22 protein-coding genes are annotated in these 22,654 nt (G+C 43.0%); all 22 read left to right on the plus strand.

Going from position 1 to position 22,654, the window contains the following annotated elements:
* Positions 1-34: 34 nt before the first annotated feature.
* Positions 35-754 (plus strand): RNA polymerase sporulation sigma factor SigE, encoded by a 720-nt coding sequence (gene sigE, locus ACIROD_RS14505; protein WP_034313874.1) that lies wholly within the window; start codon positions 35-37, stop codon positions 752-754.
* A gap of 151 nt (positions 755-905) precedes the next feature.
* A complete protein-coding gene (gene sigG, locus ACIROD_RS14510; protein WP_034313871.1) occupies positions 906-1,685 on the plus strand; it encodes an RNA polymerase sporulation sigma factor SigG in 780 nt (259 codons plus the stop codon).
* Positions 1,686-1,905: 220 nt separating this feature from the next.
* Positions 1,906-2,175, plus strand: coding sequence for a YlmC/YmxH family sporulation protein (locus ACIROD_RS14515; protein WP_101224588.1), 270 nt, complete (start codon positions 1,906-1,908; stop codon positions 2,173-2,175).
* 54 nt (positions 2,176-2,229) lie between these two features.
* Positions 2,230-3,057: a peptidoglycan editing factor PgeF gene (gene pgeF / locus ACIROD_RS14520; protein WP_402941744.1), complete on the plus strand. Its 828-nt coding sequence runs from the start codon at positions 2,230-2,232 to the stop codon at positions 3,055-3,057.
* Between the two features lie 2 nt (positions 3,058-3,059).
* Complete coding sequence (locus ACIROD_RS14525; RefSeq protein ID WP_402941746.1) at positions 3,060-3,731, plus strand: YggS family pyridoxal phosphate-dependent enzyme; 672 nt, start codon at positions 3,060-3,062, stop codon at positions 3,729-3,731.
* 21 nt (positions 3,732-3,752) lie between these two features.
* Positions 3,753-4,217 (plus strand): cell division protein SepF, encoded by a 465-nt coding sequence (locus ACIROD_RS14530; protein WP_057278438.1) that lies wholly within the window; start codon positions 3,753-3,755, stop codon positions 4,215-4,217.
* A gap of 6 nt (positions 4,218-4,223) precedes the next feature.
* Complete coding sequence (locus ACIROD_RS14535) at positions 4,224-4,490, plus strand: YggT family protein (protein ID WP_101224591.1); 267 nt, start codon at positions 4,224-4,226, stop codon at positions 4,488-4,490.
* Between the two features lie 134 nt (positions 4,491-4,624).
* Entirely contained in the window at positions 4,625-5,398 is a 774-nt protein-coding gene (locus ACIROD_RS14540; RefSeq protein ID WP_101224592.1) for a YlmH family RNA-binding protein, read from the plus strand.
* 85 nt (positions 5,399-5,483) lie between these two features.
* Positions 5,484-5,999, plus strand: a complete 516-nt coding sequence (locus tag ACIROD_RS14545) for a DivIVA domain-containing protein (protein WP_034313857.1) — start codon at positions 5,484-5,486, stop codon at positions 5,997-5,999.
* A gap of 394 nt (positions 6,000-6,393) precedes the next feature.
* Positions 6,394-9,162 (plus strand): isoleucine--tRNA ligase, encoded by a 2,769-nt coding sequence (gene ileS / locus ACIROD_RS14550; protein ID WP_402941749.1) that lies wholly within the window; start codon positions 6,394-6,396, stop codon positions 9,160-9,162.
* A 195-nt stretch (positions 9,163-9,357) separates the two neighbouring features.
* Positions 9,358-9,828: a signal peptidase II gene (lspA, locus tag ACIROD_RS14555; protein ID WP_101224594.1), complete on the plus strand. Its 471-nt coding sequence runs from the start codon at positions 9,358-9,360 to the stop codon at positions 9,826-9,828.
* The gene (locus ACIROD_RS14560) at positions 9,821-10,738 is read left to right on the plus strand and encodes an RluA family pseudouridine synthase (protein ID WP_402941751.1); all 918 of its coding nucleotides are present in this window, start codon (positions 9,821-9,823) and stop codon (positions 10,736-10,738) included. Before lspA ends, ACIROD_RS14560 begins: the two co-directional genes overlap by 8 nt.
* 196 nt (positions 10,739-10,934) lie before the next feature.
* A complete protein-coding gene (gene pyrR, locus ACIROD_RS14565; RefSeq protein WP_230177693.1) occupies positions 10,935-11,477 on the plus strand; it encodes a bifunctional pyr operon transcriptional regulator/uracil phosphoribosyltransferase PyrR in 543 nt (180 codons plus the stop codon).
* A 177-nt stretch (positions 11,478-11,654) separates the two neighbouring features.
* Positions 11,655-12,944 (plus strand): solute carrier family 23 protein, encoded by a 1,290-nt coding sequence (locus ACIROD_RS14570; RefSeq protein WP_101224597.1) that lies wholly within the window; start codon positions 11,655-11,657, stop codon positions 12,942-12,944.
* A gap of 194 nt (positions 12,945-13,138) precedes the next feature.
* Complete coding sequence (locus ACIROD_RS14575; protein WP_402941753.1) at positions 13,139-14,074, plus strand: aspartate carbamoyltransferase catalytic subunit; 936 nt, start codon at positions 13,139-13,141, stop codon at positions 14,072-14,074.
* Positions 14,037-15,323 carry a dihydroorotase gene (locus ACIROD_RS14580; protein ID WP_260357044.1) on the plus strand — a complete coding sequence of 429 codons (1,287 nt, stop codon included), beginning with the start codon at positions 14,037-14,039 and terminating at the stop codon, positions 15,321-15,323. Before ACIROD_RS14575 ends, ACIROD_RS14580 begins: the two co-directional genes overlap by 38 nt.
* Complete coding sequence (locus ACIROD_RS14585) at positions 15,320-16,426, plus strand: carbamoyl phosphate synthase small subunit (RefSeq protein WP_101224599.1); 1,107 nt, start codon at positions 15,320-15,322, stop codon at positions 16,424-16,426. Before ACIROD_RS14580 ends, ACIROD_RS14585 begins: the two co-directional genes overlap by 4 nt.
* Positions 16,405-19,611: a carbamoyl-phosphate synthase large subunit gene (gene carB / locus ACIROD_RS14590; RefSeq protein WP_402941756.1), complete on the plus strand. Its 3,207-nt coding sequence runs from the start codon at positions 16,405-16,407 to the stop codon at positions 19,609-19,611. Before ACIROD_RS14585 ends, carB begins: the two co-directional genes overlap by 22 nt.
* A complete protein-coding gene (locus tag ACIROD_RS14595) occupies positions 19,608-20,387 on the plus strand; it encodes a dihydroorotate dehydrogenase electron transfer subunit (RefSeq protein WP_101224601.1) in 780 nt (259 codons plus the stop codon). The genes carB and ACIROD_RS14595 overlap by 4 nt, the downstream gene beginning before the upstream one ends.
* Positions 20,384-21,325, plus strand: a complete 942-nt coding sequence (locus tag ACIROD_RS14600) for a dihydroorotate dehydrogenase (protein WP_101224602.1) — start codon at positions 20,384-20,386, stop codon at positions 21,323-21,325. The genes ACIROD_RS14595 and ACIROD_RS14600 overlap by 4 nt, the downstream gene beginning before the upstream one ends.
* Entirely contained in the window at positions 21,297-22,013 is a 717-nt protein-coding gene (gene pyrF / locus ACIROD_RS14605) for an orotidine-5'-phosphate decarboxylase (RefSeq protein WP_402941759.1), read from the plus strand. Before ACIROD_RS14600 ends, pyrF begins: the two co-directional genes overlap by 29 nt.
* Positions 22,007-22,642, plus strand: coding sequence for an orotate phosphoribosyltransferase (gene pyrE / locus ACIROD_RS14610; RefSeq protein ID WP_101224604.1), 636 nt, complete (start codon positions 22,007-22,009; stop codon positions 22,640-22,642). The genes pyrF and pyrE overlap by 7 nt, the downstream gene beginning before the upstream one ends.
* The last annotated feature ends 12 nt before the right edge of the window (positions 22,643-22,654 follow it).

Consider the following 22,654-nt stretch of genomic DNA (forward strand, 5'->3'; position numbering starts at 1 on the left):
ACCCATAATCCGTTTATTAGAAGGGAGAATTATTTTGAAGAAATTCATTCTTCGGCTCACTTATTTTTGGTACAAACTATTGTTCAAGCTCGGATTGAAAACGGACGAAATATTTTATATAGGAGGGAGTGAGGCACTGCCGCCTCCCCTTTCAAAGGAAGAAGAGGCAATACTGATCAATAAATTACCCAATGGCGATGAAGCTGCACGCTCGATCTTGATTGAACGTAATTTAAGGCTGGTGGTTTATATTGCCAGGAAATTCGAAAACACCGGCATCAATATTGAAGATTTAATCAGCATTGGTACCATAGGTTTAATCAAAGCTGTGAATACATTCAATCCTGAGAAGAAAATAAAACTGGCTACATATGCTTCGAGATGCATCGAGAATGAAATATTAATGTATTTACGCAGAAATAACAAAATCCGTTCTGAAGTTTCTTTTGATGAACCTTTGAATATTGATTGGGATGGGAATGAACTTCTGTTATCCGATGTACTTGGAACGGACGATGACATTATCACGAAAGATCTTGAGGCAAACGTTGACCGTAAGCTGCTGACAAAAGCACTTACACAGTTATCCGAACGTGAAAAACAGATAATGGAACTCCGTTTTGGACTTGCGGGCGGAGAAGAAAAAACCCAAAAGGACGTTGCCGACATGCTGGGGATTTCCCAATCTTACATTTCGCGTTTGGAAAAAAGGATTATTAAGAGGCTTCGTAAAGAATTTAATAAAATGGTGTAAAAAAATAATTTTGCTTAAATGTCAATCAAATCAATACTTTGGTAGCTATATTGAAAAATAATGGCGGATTTCTGTTCTAGCCATGTGCATATTTTTTCCTCCCGCGGAGATACTGTTTTTTGTACAGCGCTCCTGTGAGGAGGGAATAATTTTGTCTCGTAATAAGGTTGAAATCTGCGGTGTGGATACATCAAAATTACCGGTTTTAAAGAATGAAGAAATGAGAAAACTCTTTAAAGAACTGCAAGATGGCGATATTTCAGCAAGAGAGAAACTGGTAAACGGGAATCTTCGACTCGTTCTAAGCGTCATTCAACGCTTCAACAATCGGGGAGAGTATGTAGATGATCTATTTCAGGTAGGCTGTATAGGGTTGATGAAGTCGATAGATAACTTTGACCTAGGTCAAAATGTTAAGTTTTCAACGTATGCTGTACCGATGATTATTGGAGAAATCAGAAGATATCTTCGTGACAATAATCCAATTCGGGTATCCCGTTCTTTAAGAGACATCGCTTACAAAGCTTTGCAGGTAAAAGAGAAGCTCATAAGCCAGACCCTTCGTGAGCCGACAGCTGAAGAAATCGCCAAGGTGTTGGAAGTACCTCATGAAGAAATTGTTTTTGCACTAGATGCTATACAAGATCCAGTTTCACTTTTTGAACCGATTTATAATGATGGCGGGGATCCGATTTATGTACTCGACCAACTGAGTGATGAAAAAAATAAAGATAGTACCTGGATTGATGAAATAGCTATAAATGAAGGCATGAGACGGTTGAATGACCGGGAAAAAATGATCCTTCGTAAACGGTTTTTCCAAGGGAAGACGCAAATGGAGGTAGCCGAGGAAATCGGCATTTCACAAGCACAGGTCTCCCGATTGGAAAAAGCGGCAATCAAGCAAATGAATAAAAATATCCAACAGTAGAAGCTGAGCATGAGAAGTAGTTAGCTGAAGCGGGTAGGGCAAAAATGTCGATACCCGCTTATCAGCTACTTATCCATAGCGGCTTTTTTATTTTGTAGAAAAGCCCTTCCGTGAATCGAATGGACGTTTATTTATCGTATTCTTCATCCTTGAGCGCATCATGTCATATACATAGGAATAGGACCTTCATCTATGATGAAATTTTGAGGAGCTGAGTGATGTGACCAGGATTTCCGAATTTCAAATTAAGGATATCGTCAATATAGCGGATGGTAAGAAATTAGGTAATATGTCAGATCTTGAAATCAATACGGCCACGGGGAAAATAGAGGCCATCGTCGTTTCGAATGGAACCAGGTTGATGGGTTTTTTTGGCAGGGATCAGGATATTGTGATTCCGTGGCGCAAAATAAAAAAAATCGGTGCAGATGTCATACTTGTTGAACATCAGACGGTATTTCAAGCAGAACTGAAAGATGAACGGTTTTAAGGTGCATGGCGCAAATATATGATACACTAGACTAAAAATAAAGAGGTTTATAGCATGAAAGAGCCATTTGTTTTAATAAAAGATCAATATATGCTCATTGACAGCTGGAGACAAAAAAATCTCCAGCTCGTAGCGGGCTTCACCACAAAAAATGGGGGAGTCAGTACAGGTGATTTTCAAACATTGAATACCGGTTTTCATGTCGGTGATAAACTTGAAGATGTCCAGGGAAACCGCAGGATCATAGCTGATAAGCTGATGTTTCCGCTTAATGAATGGATAGGTGCCGAGCAGACACATGAAACGAAAATCCGTCAAGTTACCAGCCGTGATGGCGGGAGAGGTGCTATGGATTATGATTCTGCCTTTAAAGCGACTGACGGCTTCTATACGAAGGACCAAAACGCTCTCTTGACCCTATGCTATGCAGACTGCGTGCCCTTATACTTTCTTGCTCCGGCGCATGGTATGATTGGGGTGGCACATGCTGGCTGGAAGGGTACCGTTAATGGAATTGCACGAAAAATGGTTGAGGCTTGGCGTAGTGAGGGTATAAAAGCAAGTGAGATATTTGCTGTTATTGGACCGTCTATTTGTTCGAAATGCTATGTAGTTGATGATTATGTCATGGATTTAGTGCAGAATTTGCTGGTAGATATTGACGAAAAGCCCTATAATTTAATCAGTGAAGGACAATATCAGTTAGACCTTAAGCAACTTAATGCATTGATTCTTCAAAAATCAGGAATTCCAAAAAGTCAGATCGACGTTACATCATACTGTACAAGCTGTGATCATGAATTGTTTTTTTCACATCGCCGTGATAACGGGAAGACAGGCAGATTGATGAGCTTTATCGGTTGGAAGGAGGATTTAGAGTAATAGTGAAAGTAGTGGACAATTTAAAAAACATCGAAGAAAAAATAAATAGAGCATGTGAAAATAGTGGAAGGGACCGCGAAGCGATAAAGTTGATCGCAGTAACGAAATATGTTTCGGTCGAGAGAGCGAATGAAGCTTTGGAAGCGGGAATACTCGATTTGGGTGAAAACCGTGACGAAGGGCTTTTGACTAAATATGAAGTGCTCAAGGACAAGCCCACCTGGCATTATATTGGTTCCATGCAAACACGCAAAGTAAAGAATGTCATCGATAAAATTTCGTATATCCATTCATTGGATCGCATTTCTTTGGCAGAAGAAATTCAAAAGCGCGCAAAAGAGCCGATAAACTGTTTAGTGCAGGTGAATGTTTCTGGTGAGGAATCAAAACATGGTCTGGATCCTGACGCGACAATGGATTTCATAAAAGGGTTATCCGACTTAGATAAGGTGAATGTTGCAGGATTGATGACGATGGCTCCATTGACCGATGATGAACAGGTTTTGCGGGAATGCTTCCGGAAACTGAAGGGCATCCAGGTTGAAATACAAAATTTAGCGTTGAAGCATGCCCCCTGCACTGAATTGTCCATGGGAATGTCCAATGATTTCATGATTGCCATTGAAGAAGGCGCTACAATGATCAGGATTGGTACAGCACTTGTAGGCGAATAATTTTAAGGAGGTACGCAATAGATGTCGTTCGTATCAAAATTTAAATCTTATTTCGCGCTGGATGATGAGTATGAGTACAGGGAAGAAGTAGTGGAAGAAGAGGAGGCTGAACCAAAAGTCGTGAAGTCAGCTAAACAGCAGCAGTCAGCTTCTGCAGGGAATAATACAAATCAGAATATCGTAAGTTTGCAAAGCGTACAGAAATCTTCTAAAGTAGTATTATTGGAGCCTCGTGCTTATGCAGAAGCCCAGGAGGTAGCTGACCATTTAAAAAACAGGCGTGCTGTAGTCGTGAACCTTCAACGAATCCAGCATGACCAAGGAAAGCGAATCATCGATTTTCTAAGTGGGACTGTCTATGCAATCAGCGGGGATATCCAAAAAATCGGAACAGATATATTCTTATGTACCCCGGACAACGTCGATGTTTCCGGTAATATTACCGGCTTCGCCGCCGAAGAGGAGTACGAAGAAGCGAGGTGGTAATGGTTAATGGGTTTAGTGCTTCAGGGTTTATATTATTTAATTGAAATTTATTCAATGGCATTAATCGTTTACATATTGATGTCATGGTTCCCCAATGCAAGGGAGACGTCGATTGGTCAATTTCTGGAAAAGATTTGCGAACCATATTTAGAACCGTTCAGAAAGTTCATTCCGACGCTTGGCATGATCGATCTTTCACCACTTGTGGCCTTGCTGGTTCTTAATTTTGCCAGCGGTTATGGGATCTATTACTTACAGACTTTGATAGGATGATCGACAATTAACCTGACATGCATCTTACTACACAGTCGGAAAATCCTCCGCTGTGTAGTAGCAACGCAGAATGAATTTAATTCATTCCTTATGGTCGACCATTAATTTGATAACTAAGGAGCATTTATTCAATCATGAGTATTTATCAGCATTTCAGGCCGGAGGAAAAAGATTTTATTGACCAGGCTATGAATTGGATTGATCAGGTTAAAAATTCCTACGCTCCGAAACTATCTGATTTTCTTGATCCGCGTCAGCAGGAAATCCTTACTTCCTTAATTGGGAATGATCCGGATGTGAAACTGCAATTCAATGGCGGAAGCGATTTCGTAGAGCGAAAACGTGTGCTTATTTATCCTGATTATTACTCTCCTGATCCATCGGATTTCAATATCTCCTTATACGATATCTCCTATCCAAAAAAATTTGTAACGCTTGAACATAGGCAAATACTTGGAACCTTGATGTCACTTGGGGTAAAGCGTGAAAAATTTGGTGATATAATAGTGACGGAGGAGCATATTCAATTTATAGCTGCCGAAGAGATGGATTCATATCTCACTGGAAATCTTGAGAAAATAGGTAACGCTTCCGTTTCCATCAAACGGCTTCCAATCGAGAATATCGTTCAAGTTAAGGAAAAGTGGGAAGAGCAAGTAACCACCGTCAGTTCCCTTAGACTTGACAGTGTGCTATCGTCCGTCCTGAATATGTCCCGTCAAAAGACGCAGGCCTTGATAACGTCAGGAAAAGTAAAGGTGAATTTCAAGCAGACGGAAAACGTTTCGGAAGAATGCCGTGAAGGTGACACACTTTCCATCAGAGGTTTTGGCAGGTGTAAAATAGCTTCAATCGATGGGAAAACCAAGAAGGATAAGTGGAGAATCTCGTTAGGCAGACAAAAATAATTCAATAAAAAGCAGGATTTATAAATTTATTGTCGAATATAGAGTTTTAACATACTAGAGTAGAAACCGTTCTGGAGGTGCCGTAATGCCCTTAACCCCGATAGATATACATAACAAGGAATTTAACAAAGTATTTCGTGGGTATGATGAAGATGAAGTAAATGAATTTCTCGACCAGGTCATTAAAGATTATGAACTGATTTTGAGGGAGAAGAAAGAACTTGAAGATAAACTGAACGAGACTTTTGATCGTTTGGGACATTTTACGACAATTGAGGGTACACTTAACAAGTCGATTATTGTCGCTCAGGAAGCAGCCGAAGAATTAAGGCGCAATGCCCAAAAAGAAGCGAAACTGATCATAAAGGAAGCAGAGAAAAATGCTGACAGGATCGTCAATGAGTCACTAGTGAAAGCAAGGAAAATAGCGATGGATATTGAGGATTTGAAGAAGCAATCCAAAGTATTCCGGACACGTTTCAAAATGCTTGTCGGTGCACAGCTGGATTTGCTGGATAATGACGATTGGGATCATCTTCTGGATTATGAAGTGGATGCGACTGAAATAGAATTAAATGAGAGAGTGGAAGAGGAAATTTAAACGATTCCTTGACTTTGAACACTTTTTTCGCATATAATTTTTTAACAATACTATTCATTATGAAATTAGACGATGACAGGGAAAGTAAATTCTTCACACACTTATTTTTAGCGAACCGGGGATGGTGAAAGCCCGGAATAAGCGAAGATATTGAAGATCACCCTTGAGTTCTGAGTTGAAACTGCCTAGGCAGCAAGTAAATGAAGCGTTTCATTCACGTTACGAATGCTCGAGAGGTTGGATTCACTATGTGGATCTTTCTAGCCAGGGTGGTACCGCGGGAAGCAAAGCTTTCTCGTCCCTTTTTCAGGGATGAGAGGGCTTTTTATTTTGGCCGGATATCAAGTCATCGGTTCGAATGAATTTTTTTAAAAGACGGATGGAGGATTTTATGATGGAATACAAAGATACCTTATTGATGCCTAAAACTGAATTTCCAATGCGGGGGAATTTACCGAAACGTGAACCGGAAATCCAAGAAAAATGGAAAGAAATGAACATCTATAAAAAAGTGCAAGAACAAACGGAAGGACGTCCTTTATTCATTTTGCATGATGGACCTCCATATGCCAATGGCGATATCCATATGGGCCATGCAATGAATAAGGTTTTAAAGGATTTCATTGTCCGATTTAAATCGATGAGCGGTTTTCAAGCACCATATGTACCTGGCTGGGATACGCATGGTCTTCCAATCGAAACGGCATTGACAAAAAAAGGCGTGAAACGGAAAGAGATGAGCGTTGCCGAATTCAGAAAGCTTTGTGAAGAGTATGCTTATGGTCAGATTGACAATCAACGTGAGCAGTTTAAGAGAATAGGGGTCCGTGGTGATTGGGATAATCCTTATATCACATTAAAGCCTGAATATGAAGCGCAGCAAATCAAGGTATTCGGTGAAATGGCGAAAAAGGGCTACATTTATAAAGGGAAAAAACCTGTTTACTGGTCCCCTTCAAGTGAATCAGCGCTAGCCGAAGCTGAAATTGAATATCAAGACAAACGCTCTGCGTCGATCTATGTTGCTTTTGAAGTCACAGATGGCAAAGGTGTAATCGATGAAGGCGTCAAAATCATCATCTGGACGACAACTCCATGGACGATTCCTGCCAATCTTGGTATCTCATTGCATCCGCAATTAAATTACGTAGTAGTGGCTGTCGAAAATGAAAAATTCTTACTTGCTGAGGCACTGCTTGAATCGGTAACGGAAACATTAGGCTGGGAAAACCCGTCTATCGAAAAAACGGTAAAAGGTAGCGAGTTGGACCGCGCTGTTGCCAAACATCCTCTTTATGACCGCGAATCTTTAGTGATGTTAGGTGAGCACGTAACGACTGAAGCTGGAACGGGCTGTGTTCATACGGCGCCTGGCCATGGTGAAGATGACTTTATCATTGGGCAAAAATATGGCTTGGACGTACTTTGTCCTGTAGATGAAAAAGGAGTCATGACGGAAGAGGCAGGGGAATTTGCCGGATTATTTTATGATCAAGCGAATAAACCAATTACCGAAAAATTAACTGAAGCAGGCGCGTTATTGAACTTGACGTTCATTACGCACTCTTACCCACATGACTGGCGGACGAAGAAGCCGACGATCTTCCGTGCAACAGCACAATGGTTCGCTTCAATCAAAGACTTCCGCAGTGAGCTTCTGGAAGCGATTGAAGAAACCAAATGGGTACCGGCTTGGGGCGAAACGCGCCTATTCAATATGGTTCGTGACCGCGGGGATTGGTGTATTTCCCGCCAACGCGCTTGGGGCGTGCCAATTCCAGTGTTTTATGCAGAAAATGGCGAGCCGATCATTACGGATGAAACCATCGACCATATTTCAAACCTATTCCGCGAACACGGTTCAAACATCTGGTTTGAGCGTGAAGCGAAAGAACTTCTGCCTGAAGGCTATACACATGAAGGCAGCCCGAATGGTATTTTCACGAAAGAAACGGATATCATGGACGTATGGTTCGATTCCGGTTCTTCCCATCAAGCGGTACTTGAAGAAAGAGATGACTTGCAGCGTCCTGCTGACCTTTATTTAGAAGGTTCCGATCAATATCGCGGCTGGTTTAACTCATCACTTTCAACAAGTGTTGCGGTTACAGGCAAAGCGCCATATAAAGGTGTACTTAGCCACGGGTTCGCATTGGATGGAGAAGGCCGTAAAATGAGTAAGTCAATTGGGAACGTTGTGCTGCCATCAAAGGTCATGAACCAACTTGGAGCAGATATCTTACGCCTTTGGGTAGCTTCGGTGGATTACCAATCGGATGTCAGGGTTTCCGATCCTATTTTAAAACAAGTTTCGGAAGTTTATCGTAAAATCCGTAATACATTCCGCTTCCTGTTAGGGAACTTGGATGGATTCAATCCAAAAACCGATAAAGTGGCAGTTCAAGAATTGCCTGAAGTCGATCGATACATGCTGGTTAAATTGAATAAACTGATCAAACAGTCGAAGTTAAGTTATGAAAATTATGAGTTTGCTACAATTTATAATATGGTCAATAATTTCTGTACACAGGATTTAAGTTCATTCTACCTTGATTATGCAAAAGACATTCTTTATTGTGAAGCACCAAATGGTAAAGAGCGTTTGGCTATTCAAACGGTCCTTTACGAATCATTGGTCAGCTTAACGAAATTGGTGTCACCGATCCTTTCGCATACAGCTGATGAAGTATGGGCGTTCATTCCGGGTGTAACGGAAGAAAGTGTACAGCTGACATTGATGCCTGAAGAAATTTCAATTGATGATGCTGAAGTCATTGAAGAAAAATGGACGGCGTTCATGGATGTCCGTGATAATGTACTTAAAGCATTAGAAGAAGCCCGTAACCAGAAGGTCATCGGAAAATCACTGAACGCTAAAGTGATGGTCTATGTTAATGAAGAAACGAAGAATCTGCTTGATGGCATCAAGGAAAGCTTTGAACAGCTATTCATCGTATCCGAATTCGAAATCGCTGGTGATGTGGCAAGTGCCCCGGCAGAAGCGGTTAAACTTGAGGATATAGCGATCCTTGTTACAAAAGCAAAAGGTGAAACGTGTGAACGTTGCTGGAATGTTTCGAAGGAAGTAGGTCAAGTGGAAGAACATCCGACACTTTGCCCGCGTTGTGCTACAGTCGTGAAAGAGCATTTCGTGAATCAATAATTCAAAAAAGGAAAGCCGGTCCCTTCATGAAGGGACCGGCTTTTTTGTGTTTAACCTCAATAGGGAATTGCCTTTATTCAATCTGCCCTATATTCTTCAGGTACCGACAGCAGATTCTGCTTTTCGGATTAGTCATTATTTCTAGTTTATGCTACAATTCAAAAGTGAAGATTTGATTAGTTTGGGGGAAAAAATGTGTTTTATTATTTGATTGCCCTTTTGGTCATAGCTCTCGATCAGCTGACAAAATGGATGATTGTGAAAAAAATGGAGTACGGAGAAAGCATTGAAATTATTGAAAACCTTCTATATATCACCTCGCATCGTAATCGTGGGGCAGCATGGGGAATTCTACAAGGTCAAATGTGGTTTTTCTACATCATCACCATCGCTGTCATTATTGGACTTGTCTATTATATTCAGAAAATGGCGAAGGAAAGCGTTTTGCTTGGAGCTGCACTTGCTCTCATGCTAGGCGGTGCGATTGGTAATTTCATCGATCGTGTTGTTCGTCAGGAAGTGGTGGATTTCGTTCATACCTATATTTTCAGCTACAGTTTCCCGGTATTTAATGTTGCTGATGCTGCGCTTTCAATTGGTGTCGGACTGCTCGTGATTCATATGTTTTTAGAAGAAAAAAACGCTAAGGAGAAAGATAATGGATAAAAGGTTATACAGCATCGATGAAACACTAAAAGGAGTCAGGATTGATAAGGCTCTTTCCACTTTGAATGAGGAATGGTCACGTACTCAGGTCCAGCAATGGATTAAGGATGATCATGTTTTGGTAAATGGCACGGCGATAAAGACGAATTACAAAGCTGTTCCTGGCGATACAATCGAAGTGACGATTCCTGAACTTGAGGAATTGGATGCGGTAGCAGAGGAAATGGATTTGGATATCTATTATGAAGATGCAGATGTACTTGTGGTAAATAAACCGAGCGGTATGGTCGTCCATCCTGCACCTGGTCATGTATCCGGTACGCTTGTAAATGGATTGATGGCACACTGCAAGGACCTTTCTGGAATCAACGGTGTCATGCGGCCTGGAATCGTCCATCGAATCGATAAAGATACTTCAGGTCTATTGATGGTTGCCAAAAATGATATGGCACATGAAAAACTGGTACAGCAGCTTGTGGACAAAACGGTTACCCGTAAGTATCAAGCTGTAGTTCATGGTGTGATCCCACATGACTTCGGAACGATCGATGCTCCGATCGGCCGCGATAAAAAAGATCGCCAAAGCATGACTGTCACAGATTCGAATGCCAAAAATGCTGTCACGCATTTCCGGGTCATCGAACGCTTCAAGGATTTCACTTTAGTGGAATGCCAGCTTGAAACAGGAAGGACACATCAAATTCGTGTTCACATGAAATACATTGGCTTCCCGCTAGCGGGTGATCCTAAATATGGTCCGAAAAAGACCCTGAAATTAGATGGACAAGCATTGCACGCCGGACTTCTAGGTTTCATTCACCCTCGTACAAATGAGTATATGGAATTCGAAGCTCCGATTCCGGAAGAGTTAGAAAATCTAATTAATCAATTGCGTAGAAGTAAGGATTGACAAATTCGTTTTTCTGATATATTATAATAACAACTTAATAAGAACCTTTAACACAGTTCAGAGAGACTGAGAAGGAAACGGATACGCAAAATGGGATAATTATGCCCATGGCGATAAAATCCTCATGCCTTCTTGGCATGAGGATTTTTTGTTGAAATTGACCTATCAGAAAAATGGAATCGGGGTGGCCGACGTGTTGAATGAGAAAGCCATAGTACTTGATGAGAAGGCCATTAGCAGAGCCTTGACGAGAATTGCCCATGAAATTATTGAGAAAAATAAGGGTATAGAAGATTGCGTCTTAATCGGGATACGTACACGCGGGATTTTCCTCGCTGACCGACTTGCAAAGCGCATCAATCAAATAGAAGGCAAGGAAATAGAACTGGGTGAACTGGATATTACGCTTTATCGCGATGACCTTTCGAAAAAGACCAATGATGGGGAACCCATCGTAAAAGGTTCAGACATTCCGGTCAATATCACTGACAAGAAAGTGATTTTAGTGGATGATGTTCTTTTCACAGGCAGAACCGTTAGAGCGGCAATGGATGCTCTGGTGGATTTGGGAAGACCTTCGCAGATCCAGCTTGCCGTATTAGTGGATAGGGGACATAGGGAATTGCCGATTCGAGCGGATTTCGTCGGCAAAAACGTTCCGACTTCCCAATCTGAAAAAATTACCGTTACATTAACAGAAGTAGATGAAATAGATCAAGTTACTATATTAGAAAACTAAACAACATGAAAATTTCATATTACCCTTTTAAAGACAGTCCAGAGAGGCTGGCAAAGGGGAGTCAATCGGGAGAGCTATGCCTAAGCATAGGCATTCGCCTTCTGAGAAACCCTCTTTGTATACCTGCAAAGAGGGTTTTTGCAGTTTTGATGGGATTTTCATGAGGGGGATACGGAAATGGAAGAAACGAAAAGAGACATCGTACTGGATGTTGAGGACGTTCCAAAGGCTGGCCAATGGATTACGTTAAGCATCCAGCATTTGTTCGCCATGTTCGGTGCAACGGTGCTGGTGCCATTCTTGGTAGGGTTAAGCCCAGCGGTAGCGCTGGTTTCAAGCGGGTTGGGCACACTTTCATACTTATTGATAACCAAAGGTCAGATACCAGCTTATCTCGGGTCATCTTTCGCTTTCATTACGCCGATTATCGCGGCAAAGGCATTAGGTGGTCCGGAGGCGGCCATGATCGGCTGTTTTGCAGCAGGGTTCATATATGGGATAGTAGCATTGATTATCCAAAAAGTCGGATTGCGCTGGTTAATGAATATACTTCCTCCGGTTGTGGTGGGCCCGGTCATCATCGTAATCGGATTAAGCCTTGCCGGAACGGCCGTGGACATGGCAATGTATGATCCGCAAGATAAATACAGCGTCACATATATAGTTATAGCGCTGATCACTTTAGCGGTAACCATCATCTGTAACGTGTTCTTTAAAGGATTCATTAACTTGATCCCGATTTTAATGGGAATCATAGTGGGCTACGCCTGTTCGGCTGTTGCAGGAATAATAGATTATGAACCGATCAAGTCAGCACAATGGTGGGAAATGCCTGACTTCATGTTGCCATATGTAACCTATACACCAACCTTCTCATGGGAGGTCATTGCCATCATGGTACCCGTCGCCATCGTAACTTTATCAGAACATATTGGTCACCAAATGGTTCTGAGCAAAGTAGTCGGCAGAAACTTTTTGGAAAAGCCCGGCTTGCATCGCTCGATTTTAGGAGATGGAGCAGGAATCATGATTGGTTCCTTCATCGGTGGTCCTCCGCTGACATCATATGGTGAAAATATTGGGGTCCTGACGATGACAAAGGCGTACAGTGTGTATATCATCGGCGGGGCAGCATTAACAGCAATCATCTTTGGCTTTAACGGTAAGATTTCAGCAGTGATCAGCTCGATACCCAGCGCGGTGATGGGCGGCATTTCCATATTGCTCTTCGGTATCATCGCATCAAGCGGATTAAGGATGCTGATTGATAATAAGGTCGATTTTGACAAGAAAAGAAACCTGATGATAGCTTCAGTCATCCTGGTGTTAGGAATCGGAGGAGCGTTCGTACAACTATCGGAAACGGTATCGCTTTCCGGAATGGCACTTTCAGCCATCGTCGGAATCCTTCTTAACTTGATTCTTCCGGACCGTGAAAAAATATCCGGAGATATATTTGAAAAATAAGATACTGCACCAAAACAATAAATCACCTTTTAAAAGAAGTCCAGAGAGGCTTAAAAGGGTGTTGCTGTAAAGAATGAGAACGGGATAAAGTGTAAACCATTCCGTGACCTCACACTCTTTATGACCTACACCCTGTCCTTAATGGCGGGGTGTTTTTTATGCCCCGCATCACAAATGTGAAAGGAGCAGGATCGATGAAAAAATTATTGACCATGAATGAATTGACTTTAACCGATATTGAAAGAATTTTACATGAGGCAGAGTGTTTTGCCAACGGATCTAGCTGGAATCCAAAGCAGCAGACCACAGTTGCCAATCTCTTCTTTGAACCAAGTACACGTACGAAATCAAGCTTTGAAATGGCTGAAAGAAAATTGGGACTTGAGGTCATTCCTTTTGATGCGGGTACATCCTCCGTGTTAAAAGGTGAAACCTTATATGACACTGTTAAAACACTAGAAGCAATAGGTGTAAATGCCTTGATCATCCGTCATGAACAGGATAATTATTTTGACGAATTGAATGAGAAGATCGGGATTCCAATAATCAATGCAGGGGATGGCTGCGGAAATCATCCAACCCAATCATTACTGGACCTATTGACGATAAAACAAGAGTTTAAAAGTTTCAAAGGTCTGAAGATTGCCATAATTGGTGATGTGAGGCATAGTCGGGTTGCGAAATCGAATGCAGAAGCATTGACCCGCTTAGGAGCGAATGTCGTATTTTCGGGCCCGCCTGAATGGTTTGACAGAACAAACAGTTTAGGAAGGTATGAGGACATCGACCATGCGGTAGCTACCTCGGATGTGGTCATGCTGCTCAGAATACAGCATGAAAGGCATATTGAAAAATACGATCAGGCAAATGGAGATTATCTGGAAAGTTTCGGCCTGACCAAACAACGTGAAAAAAATATGAAACCGGGTGCGATCATCATGCATCCTGCACCAATAAACCGCGGTGTTGAAATAGACAGTGATTTAGTCGAATGCAGCCGCTCAAGAATTTTTAAACAAATGGAGAATGGCGTGTTCATTAGAATGGCCGTATTAAAAAATGTGCTTGAACAATCCGAAGGGGGAAACACTCATGAAAACAGTAATCAAAAATGGAGTATTGCTAGATAATCAAAACTCATTCAAAAAAGCGGACATTGAAATGGAAGGCAAGGTCATCACAAAAATCGGCGAAAACCTGGCAACGGAAAATTGTAAGGTAGTTGACGCTGAAGGGTTACTTATTACATCAGGATTCGTTGACCTGCATGTCCATTTACGCGAACCTGGCGGTGAACATAAAGAAACGATCGCAAGCGGGACGCTTGCAGCGGCAAGAGGCGGTTTCACTACGGTAGCGGCGATGCCGAATACAAGGCCAGTTCCTGATACAGTGGAGAACCTTGAGGCGCTTAACAGGAAGATTGAAGAAACGGCTCATGTCAGGGTACTCCCATATGCATCCATTACGATAAGGGAAGCAGGCAAGGAGCTGACCGACTTTGCTTCATTAAAACAAACGGGTGCTTTCGCCTTTACGGACGACGGCGTAGGAATTCAAGAAGCCGGGATGATGCTGGAAGCGATGAAACGGGCAGCCGCTCAAGATATGGCCATAGTAGCTCATTGTGAAGACAATAGCTTAATCAATAAAGGCTCCGTCCATGAAGGAAGATTCTCAAAAGAACAGGGAATCAATGGAATTCCGTCGGCATGTGAAGCGGTACATATCGCCCGGGATATCCTTCTTGCCGAAGCGGCTAACTGCCATTATCACGTGTGCCATATATCCACTAAGGAATCGGTAAGGACGGTAAGGGATGCAAAACGTGCAGGTATTCGAGTTACAGCCGAAGTTACACCGCATCACTTATTATTGTGTGAAGATGATATACCGGGACTTGATACGAATTATAAAATGAACCCGCCATTAAGGGGCCGTGAAGATCGGGACGCGTTGATTGAAGGACTGCTTGACGGAACCATCGATTTCATAGCAACAGACCATGCCCCGCATACGGCAGAGGAAAAGGCGCAGGGAATGCAGCTGGCTCCTTTCGGAATAGTAGGATTGGAAACCGCCTTCCCGCTGCTTTACACCGAATTGGTTAAAAAGGGCATCATAACATTAAAGCAATTGATCGATTTCATGACAATCAAACCATCTGAAAGTTTCTCCCTTCCTTATGGAGAGCTAAAAGAAGGTGCTACTGCGGATATCGTACTCATCGATTTGGAAACGGAAAAAGAAATCAATGCTGAAGAGTTTGCTTCAAAAGGGAAAAATACACCTTTTAATGAAAAGAAATGTTATGGCTGGCCAGTCATGACGATTGCACAAGGAAAAATAGCTTGGGAAAAAGGACGTGTTCAAGGATGAAAAGACAGCTAATTTTAGAAGATGGGACAGTATTCCTTGGGGAAGCATTCGGAGGGGACGTAGAAAAAATAGGTGAAGTCGTTTTTAACACAGGAATGACGGGATACCAAGAGATTCTATCCGATCCATCGTATTGCGGTCAAATCGTTACACTTACGTATCCATTAATCGGGAACTACGGGATAAACCGGGATGACTTTGAATCCATAAATCCAGCCATAGCAGGATTCGTCGTTAAGGAAACAGCAGAACATCCTTCCAACTGGCGAAACCAATTATCACTAGATGAATATTTGAAAATGAAGAACATACCTGGAATTAGCGGAATCGATACGAGAAAGCTGACAAGAATCATCAGGAAATCAGGTGCACTTAAAGGGGCACTTTGCAATATCAATAAAGATGCAAATGAAGTGGTTTCCCAATTGAAAGCAACGGTGATTCCTTCTAATCAGGTAAAACAGGTTTCAACAAAAGCACCTTATTCCAGCCCGGGCAGAGGCCCGCGGGTAGTTCTTGTAGATTACGGCATGAAGCATGGGATTTTACGTGAATTGACGAAGCGCGGCTGTGATGTCGTGGTTGTGCCTTATAACGTCACGGCCGAAGAAGTGATGCAATATCATCCGGATGGCGTGATGCTTTCAAACGGTCCTGGAGATCCGAAAAGTGTTCATGAGACGCTCGAAATGATCCGGACAATCCAAACGCAAGTGCCGTTATTCGGAATCTGTTTAGGACATCAATTATTCGCACTTGCAAACGGGGCGGATACAGCAAAATTAAAATTCGGCCATCGAGGTTCGAATCATCCGGTCAGGGACCTTCGTACCGGAAAAGTATCCATCACATCTCAAAATCATGGATATACAGTTGAAGAGCTTTCCATAGAAAGTACAGATCTTATTGTGACACATACAGCATTGAATGACGATACGATTGAAGGACTGCGCCATAAAAAGTATCCGGCTTTCACCGTGCAATATCACCCGGAAGCATCACCAGGTCCGGAAGATGCCAACTACTTATTCAATGAATTCTTACAAATGATTGAAGCTGCAACCAACAAGGGGGAAAAAACATGCCAAAACGCACTGATATAAAAAGCATCCTAGTAATTGGTTCCGGTCCGATCGTCATCGGACAGGCCGCCGAGTTCGATTATGCAGGAACCCAAGCGTGTATAGCCTTAAAAGAAGAAGGTTATCGAGTGATCCTGATTAACTCTAACCCTGCTACAATCATGACAGACACTGAAATGGCTGACGCGGTTTATATTGAACCGATCACATTGGAATTTGTCAGCAAAATCATTCGTAAAGAGCGCCCGGATGCACTGTTACCTACCTTGGGCGGACAGACTGGCTTGAACATGGCCGTTGAGCTTGCCGAATCAGGAATCCTGGAAGAATGCAATGTACAGATTCTTGGTACCAAACTTTCGGCTATCCAACAAGCGGAAGACCGTGACCTTTTCCGTACGCTAATGAACGATCTTGGGGAACCAGTGCCTGACAGCGACATTATTCATAACTTGGAAGAAGCCTATACATTCGTTGAACGAGTCGGCTATCCGGTCATTGTTCGTCCAGCCTTCACGCTTGGCGGAACAGGCGGTGGGATTTGTGATAACGAAGAGCAGCTTATCGAGATCGTTGAGGGTGGCCTGAAAAGCAGCCCGGTTCACCAATGTTTGCTTGAGAAGAGCATTGCCGGTTTCAAAGAAGTGGAATATGAAGTGATGCGTGATTCCAATGATAATGCAATAGTCGTTTGTAATATGGAAAACTTCGATCCTGTCGGTGTCCATACAGGAGATTCAATAGTTGCGGCACCAAGCCAAACATTAAGTGACAGAGAGTATCAAATGCTTCGGAATACTTCTTTGAAGATTATCCGCGCTTTGAAAATTGAAGGTGGATGTAATGTTCAGCTTGCGCTAGATCCAAACAGCTATCAATATTATGTCATTGAAGTGAACCCAAGGGTCAGCCGTTCTTCGGCACTTGCTTCAAAAGCGACTGGGTATCCAATTGCAAAGCTGGCAGCAAAGATAGCCGTTGGTTTGACACTTGATGAAATGATGAACCCTGTCACTGGCAAAACCTATGCCAGCTTTGAACCGGCACTGGACTATGTCGTTACGAAAATTCCGCGCTGGCCTTTCGATAAGTTCGAAAGCGCCAACCGTAGACTCGGGACCCAAATGAAAGCGACCGGAGAAGTCATGGCAATCGGCCGTACATTCGAGGAATCCATCTTAAAAGCTGTCCGTTCCCTTGAAGCGGGTATATACCATCTTAACTTGAATGACGAGTTTGAGGATGGAAAAATAGAGAAACGGATCCGAAAAGCCGGAGATGAACGGTTATTCTATATCGGTGAAGCTTTAAGAAGGGGCAAAACGATCGAAACCATCCACGAATGGAGCCAGATCGATTTATTCTTCTTGCATAAGTTGAAAAAGATAATCGACTTTGAAAAGCAGCTTAAAGAACATTCATTTGATTGTGAAGTATTGCAAAAGGCTAAAAAACTAGGATTTTCTGACAAAACGATCGCGGAAATATGGGAAGTTCCCGAAATTGACGTTTATGAGTACCGGAAACAGCAAGGAATCATCCCTGTTTACAAAATGGTTGATACATGTGCTGCCGAATTCGAATCGGAAACACCGTATTTTTATGGGACATATGAAGATGAGAATGAATCCATCGTGACCGACAAGAAAAGTGTCATTGTCCTGGGATCAGGTCCAATTCGGATCGGGCAAGGAGTAGAGTTTGATTATGCGACCGTACATTCGGTATGGGCCATTAAAGAAGCTGGATATGAAGCAATCATCATCAACAACAATCCAGAAACAGTTTCGACGGATTTCAGTATCTCCGACAAACTTTATTTCGAACCATTGACTATTGAAGATGTCATGCATGTCATCGATTTGGAAAAACCGGAAGGCGTCATCGTCCAGTTTGGCGGACAGACAGCAATCAACCTTGCAGATGGTCTTGTTGAAAGAGGAGTGAAAATCCTTGGTACTTCACTTGAAGACCTGGATAGGGCGGAAAATCGCAATAAATTTGAAAAAGCACTGAAGGATTTAGGCATTCCTCAGCCAAAGGGTAAAACCGCAACATCGGTTGATGAAGCGATCGTCATCGCTGAAGATATTGGTTACCCTGTTTTAGTAAGACCATCGTATGTTCTCGGAGGAAGAGCGATGGAAATCGTCTATAAACAAGAAGAATTGCTGCATTACATGAAAAATGCCGTGAAAATAAATCCGGATCATCCTGTCCTGATAGACCGCTACTTAACGGGTAAGGAAATAGAAGTCGATGGTATTTCCGATGGTGAAACGGTGGTTATCCCTGGGATCATGGAGCATATCGAACGTGCCGGCGTCCATTCAGGTGATTCGATTGCAGTTTATCCGCCGCAAAATTTAACGGAAAAACAAAAAGAAGTAATCATCGACTATACGACCCGATTGGCAAAAGGCTTGAATATAATTGGTCTCTTGAACATTCAATATGTCATCAGCAATGAAGAAGTGTATGTAATTGAAGTAAATCCACGTTCGAGCAGGACCGTTCCATTCTTAAGTAAAATTACGAATGTGCCGATGGCTAACTTAGCCACGAAGGTCATCTTGGGCCACACACTAGAAAGCCAAGGTTACAGATCTGGGTTAGTGCCAGAACAAACTGGGGTCTTTGTGAAAGTGCCGGTCTTCTCTTTTGCAAAATTAAGAGGCGTGGACATTTCTCTCGGACCTGAAATGAAATCGACTGGTGAAGTAATGGGGAAAGATAGCACCCTCGAAAAGGCTTTATATAAAGGGTTGGTCGCTTCCGGCTTCAAAATTAAGGGGCATGGTTCGGTGTTATTGACGATATCGGACAAAGATAAGCAAGAAGCGTTACTTTTAGCAAGACGTTTCCATAATATCGGATTCAAGCTGATAGCCACCAGCGGAACTGCGGCCCTATTGCAGCAATCGGGCATCCCGACTGCGATTGTCGGTAAAATTGGCGAAGAAGGTACAAACCTGCTGGATGTTATCCGGAACGGGGAAGCGCAATTTGTCATAAATACTTTGACAAAAGGCAAGCAGCCGGCCCGGGATGGTTTCAGAATCCGACGTGAATCGGTTGAAAATGGAGTGACATGCTTAACATCACTTGATACGGCAGAAGCTATTTTAAGAGTGATAGAATCCATGACCTTCTCGGCAGAAGCAATGGGAAAAACGGAAAAAAGTCGTGAGGTGAGCTATATATGATCAAGAAGGAAAGAATGAAGGTGTTAAATCATAAGGAGCTGGCCCCATCCATCTTTGAACTTACCTTGCAAGGTGAATTGGTTTCAGAGATGAAGCAACCAGGCCAGTTTGTCCAAGTCAAGACAACAGAAGGCACTGAGCCATTGTTAAGACGCCCGATTTCAATTTCTTCTTACAACAGCAGTGAAAAACAGTTCACGATGATATACCGGGCTGAAGGGAAAGGGACGACGCTGTTATCACAGCGTAAAGAGGCGGAAGCGGTCGATATTCTTGGACCGCTTGGCAACGGATTTCCCGTTCATGAGGCCAAAAAGGGAGAAACGGCATTATTGGTTGGCGGCGGGATTGGTGTCCCGCCCCTGTATCAACTATCACAGATGTTGGTTGCGAAAGGTGTAAATGTAATCCATGTATTGGGCTTCCAGACCAAGTCCGCCATCTTTTACGAAAAAGAATTCAGTGAATTAGGTGATACCCATATAGCCACGGTGGATGGTTCATATGGGACAAAAGGATTTGTTACGACTGTAATAGACAACCTTGAGCAAGAGTTTGCAACAATCTTTTCCTGCGGGCCTACACCAATGTTAAGAGCTTTGGAAGCGGGCTATCGTGAGAAAAAGCTTTACCTGTCCCTTGAGGAAAGGATGGGCTGCGGCATCGGTGCATGCTTTGCCTGCGTGTGTCATACAGGGGATGATCCAACTGGTTTCAGTTATAAAAAGGTATGCAGCGATGGACCCGTGTTCCGGGCAGGAGAGGTGGTACTATGAGCAGGCTTTCAGTTGAATTACCAGGATTACATTTGAAAAACCCAGTCATGCCAGCATCTGGATGCTTTGGATTTGGCCGTGAATACAGTCAATTTTTCGACTTGGATATTCTTGGGGCGATCATGATCAAAGCGACCACTCCTGAGCCGAGGTTCGGTAACCCTACTCCGCGTGTTGCGGAAACCTCTTCGGGAATGCTGAACGCCATCGGTCTGCAGAATCCAGGTTTAGAAAAGGTCATTAGTGAAGAACTGGCCTGGCTAGGTGGGTATGATGTTCCCATCATCGCCAACGTTGCAGGTTCTCAAATAGCTGACTATGTAAAGGTTGCCAGGGAAATAAGCAAGGTAGGGAATGTAAAAGCACTTGAATTGAATATCTCTTGTCCGAATGTAAAAGAAGGAGGCATAGCTTTCGGTACGGTACCGGAAGTTGCCAAAGAGGTAACAAAGGCGGTCAAGGAAGTATCTTCCGTTCCTGTATATGTGAAGCTTTCACCGAATGTCAGTGATATTGTGGAAATGGCCAAAGCTGTAGAAGAAGGCGGGGCCGACGGGCTGACAATGATAAATACATTAGTCGGCATGCGGTTGGATTTAAAGACTGGTAAACCGATTCTATCGAACAGAACGGGAGGTTTATCTGGTCCTGCAATAAAACCAGTTGCGCTCCGGATGATTTATGAGGTAAGCCAGCAAGTGTCGATTCCAATAATCGGAATGGGCGGCATCGCCACAGCGGAAGACGTCATTGAATTTTTCTATGCGGGTGCCAGTGCTGTTGCGGTAGGAACCGCGAACTTCGTGGATCCCTTTGTTTGCCCGACCATCATTGAAGAATTGCCGAAATTGTTGGATGAGCTGGGATTTGACCATATTTCAGAATGTACCGGAAGGAGCTGGAAGCAGAATGAAACAGTCACTAATTATCGCTCTTGATTTCCCTGACTTCATTCAAACGGAGAAATTCCTAAAACAGTTCCACTCGGAAAAACTGGCTGTAAAAGTGGGGATGGAATTATTTTATCAGAATGGACCATCAATAATCTCTTTCGTAAAAGAGCAAGGTCACGATGTGTTTTTGGACTTGAAGCTTCATGATATTCCAAATACGGTCAAAATGGCCATGACAGGATTGGCAACTTTAGGTGCCGACATGGTCAATGTACATGCGGCGGGTGGCCAAAAAATGATGGAAGCAGCCATCGAAGGCCTGGATAAGGGAACGTCCGCTGGTAAAAAGCGTCCATTATGCATAGGGGTTACCCAACTGACGAGCACGTCACAAGAACAAATGAATATTGAGCAAAACATTGCCGGATCTCTGGAGGATTCGGTCCTCCATTATGCAAAACTTACTAAACAGGCAGGGTTGGATGGAGTCGTCTGTTCCACCCATGAAGTAAAGACCATACATGAACGCATCGGTCATGAATTTTTAACGGTCACACCTGGAATCCGAAATGCAGGAGGACAGACGCATGATCAAAAGAGAATTGCCACGCCTGAACAGGCTAGGGAATTTGGAGCGGATGCCATCGTTGTAGGAAGAGCCATAACGGGAGCGGAAGATCCATTAAGGGCGTATTTGGATATGAAAGCAGCTTGGGAGGGAATATCATGTTAAATAATAAGATAGCTGAACATCTTTTGGAAATAAAAGCAGTGTACCTACAGCCGAATGACCCATTTACTTGGGCATCTGGAATTCAATCACCCATTTATTGTGACAACCGTTTAACCCTTTCGTACCCAGAGGTTCGTAATGAAATAGCGGAAGGATTGAAGGGATTGATTGAACAGCACTTCCCTGAGGCTGAACTAATTGCAGGAACAGCAACTGCCGGCATTCCGCATGCAGCTTGGGTAAGTGAAAAATTAAATGCACCGATGTGCTATGTTCGATCCAAAGCCAAGGAGCACGGAAAGGGCAATCAAATCGAAGGCCGTGCTGTTCCAGGACAAAAAGTGGTGGTTGTGGAAGACTTGATTTCAACCGGCGGAAGTGTAATAACTGCTGTTAACGCGCTGAAGGAAGCAGGCTGTGATGTTCTAGGAGTCGTTTCGATCTTTACTTATGAATTGGAAAAGGGAAAAGAAAAATTCGATGCTGAGGGCATTATTAACCATTCGTTGAGTGACTACTCGACTTTGATAAAAGTCGCTAATGAAAAAGGGTACATCACGGCAGATGAATTGGAAAAGCTAAAAAAATGGCGCGAGAATCCGGCTGATACAGCTTGGATTTCAGCATGAAAATAGAGTTGA

Origin of the sequence: Peribacillus sp. NPDC101481, assembly GCF_044767165.1 — a bacterium.
Taxonomy (GTDB): Bacteria; Bacillota; Bacilli; order Bacillales; family DSM-1321; genus Peribacillus.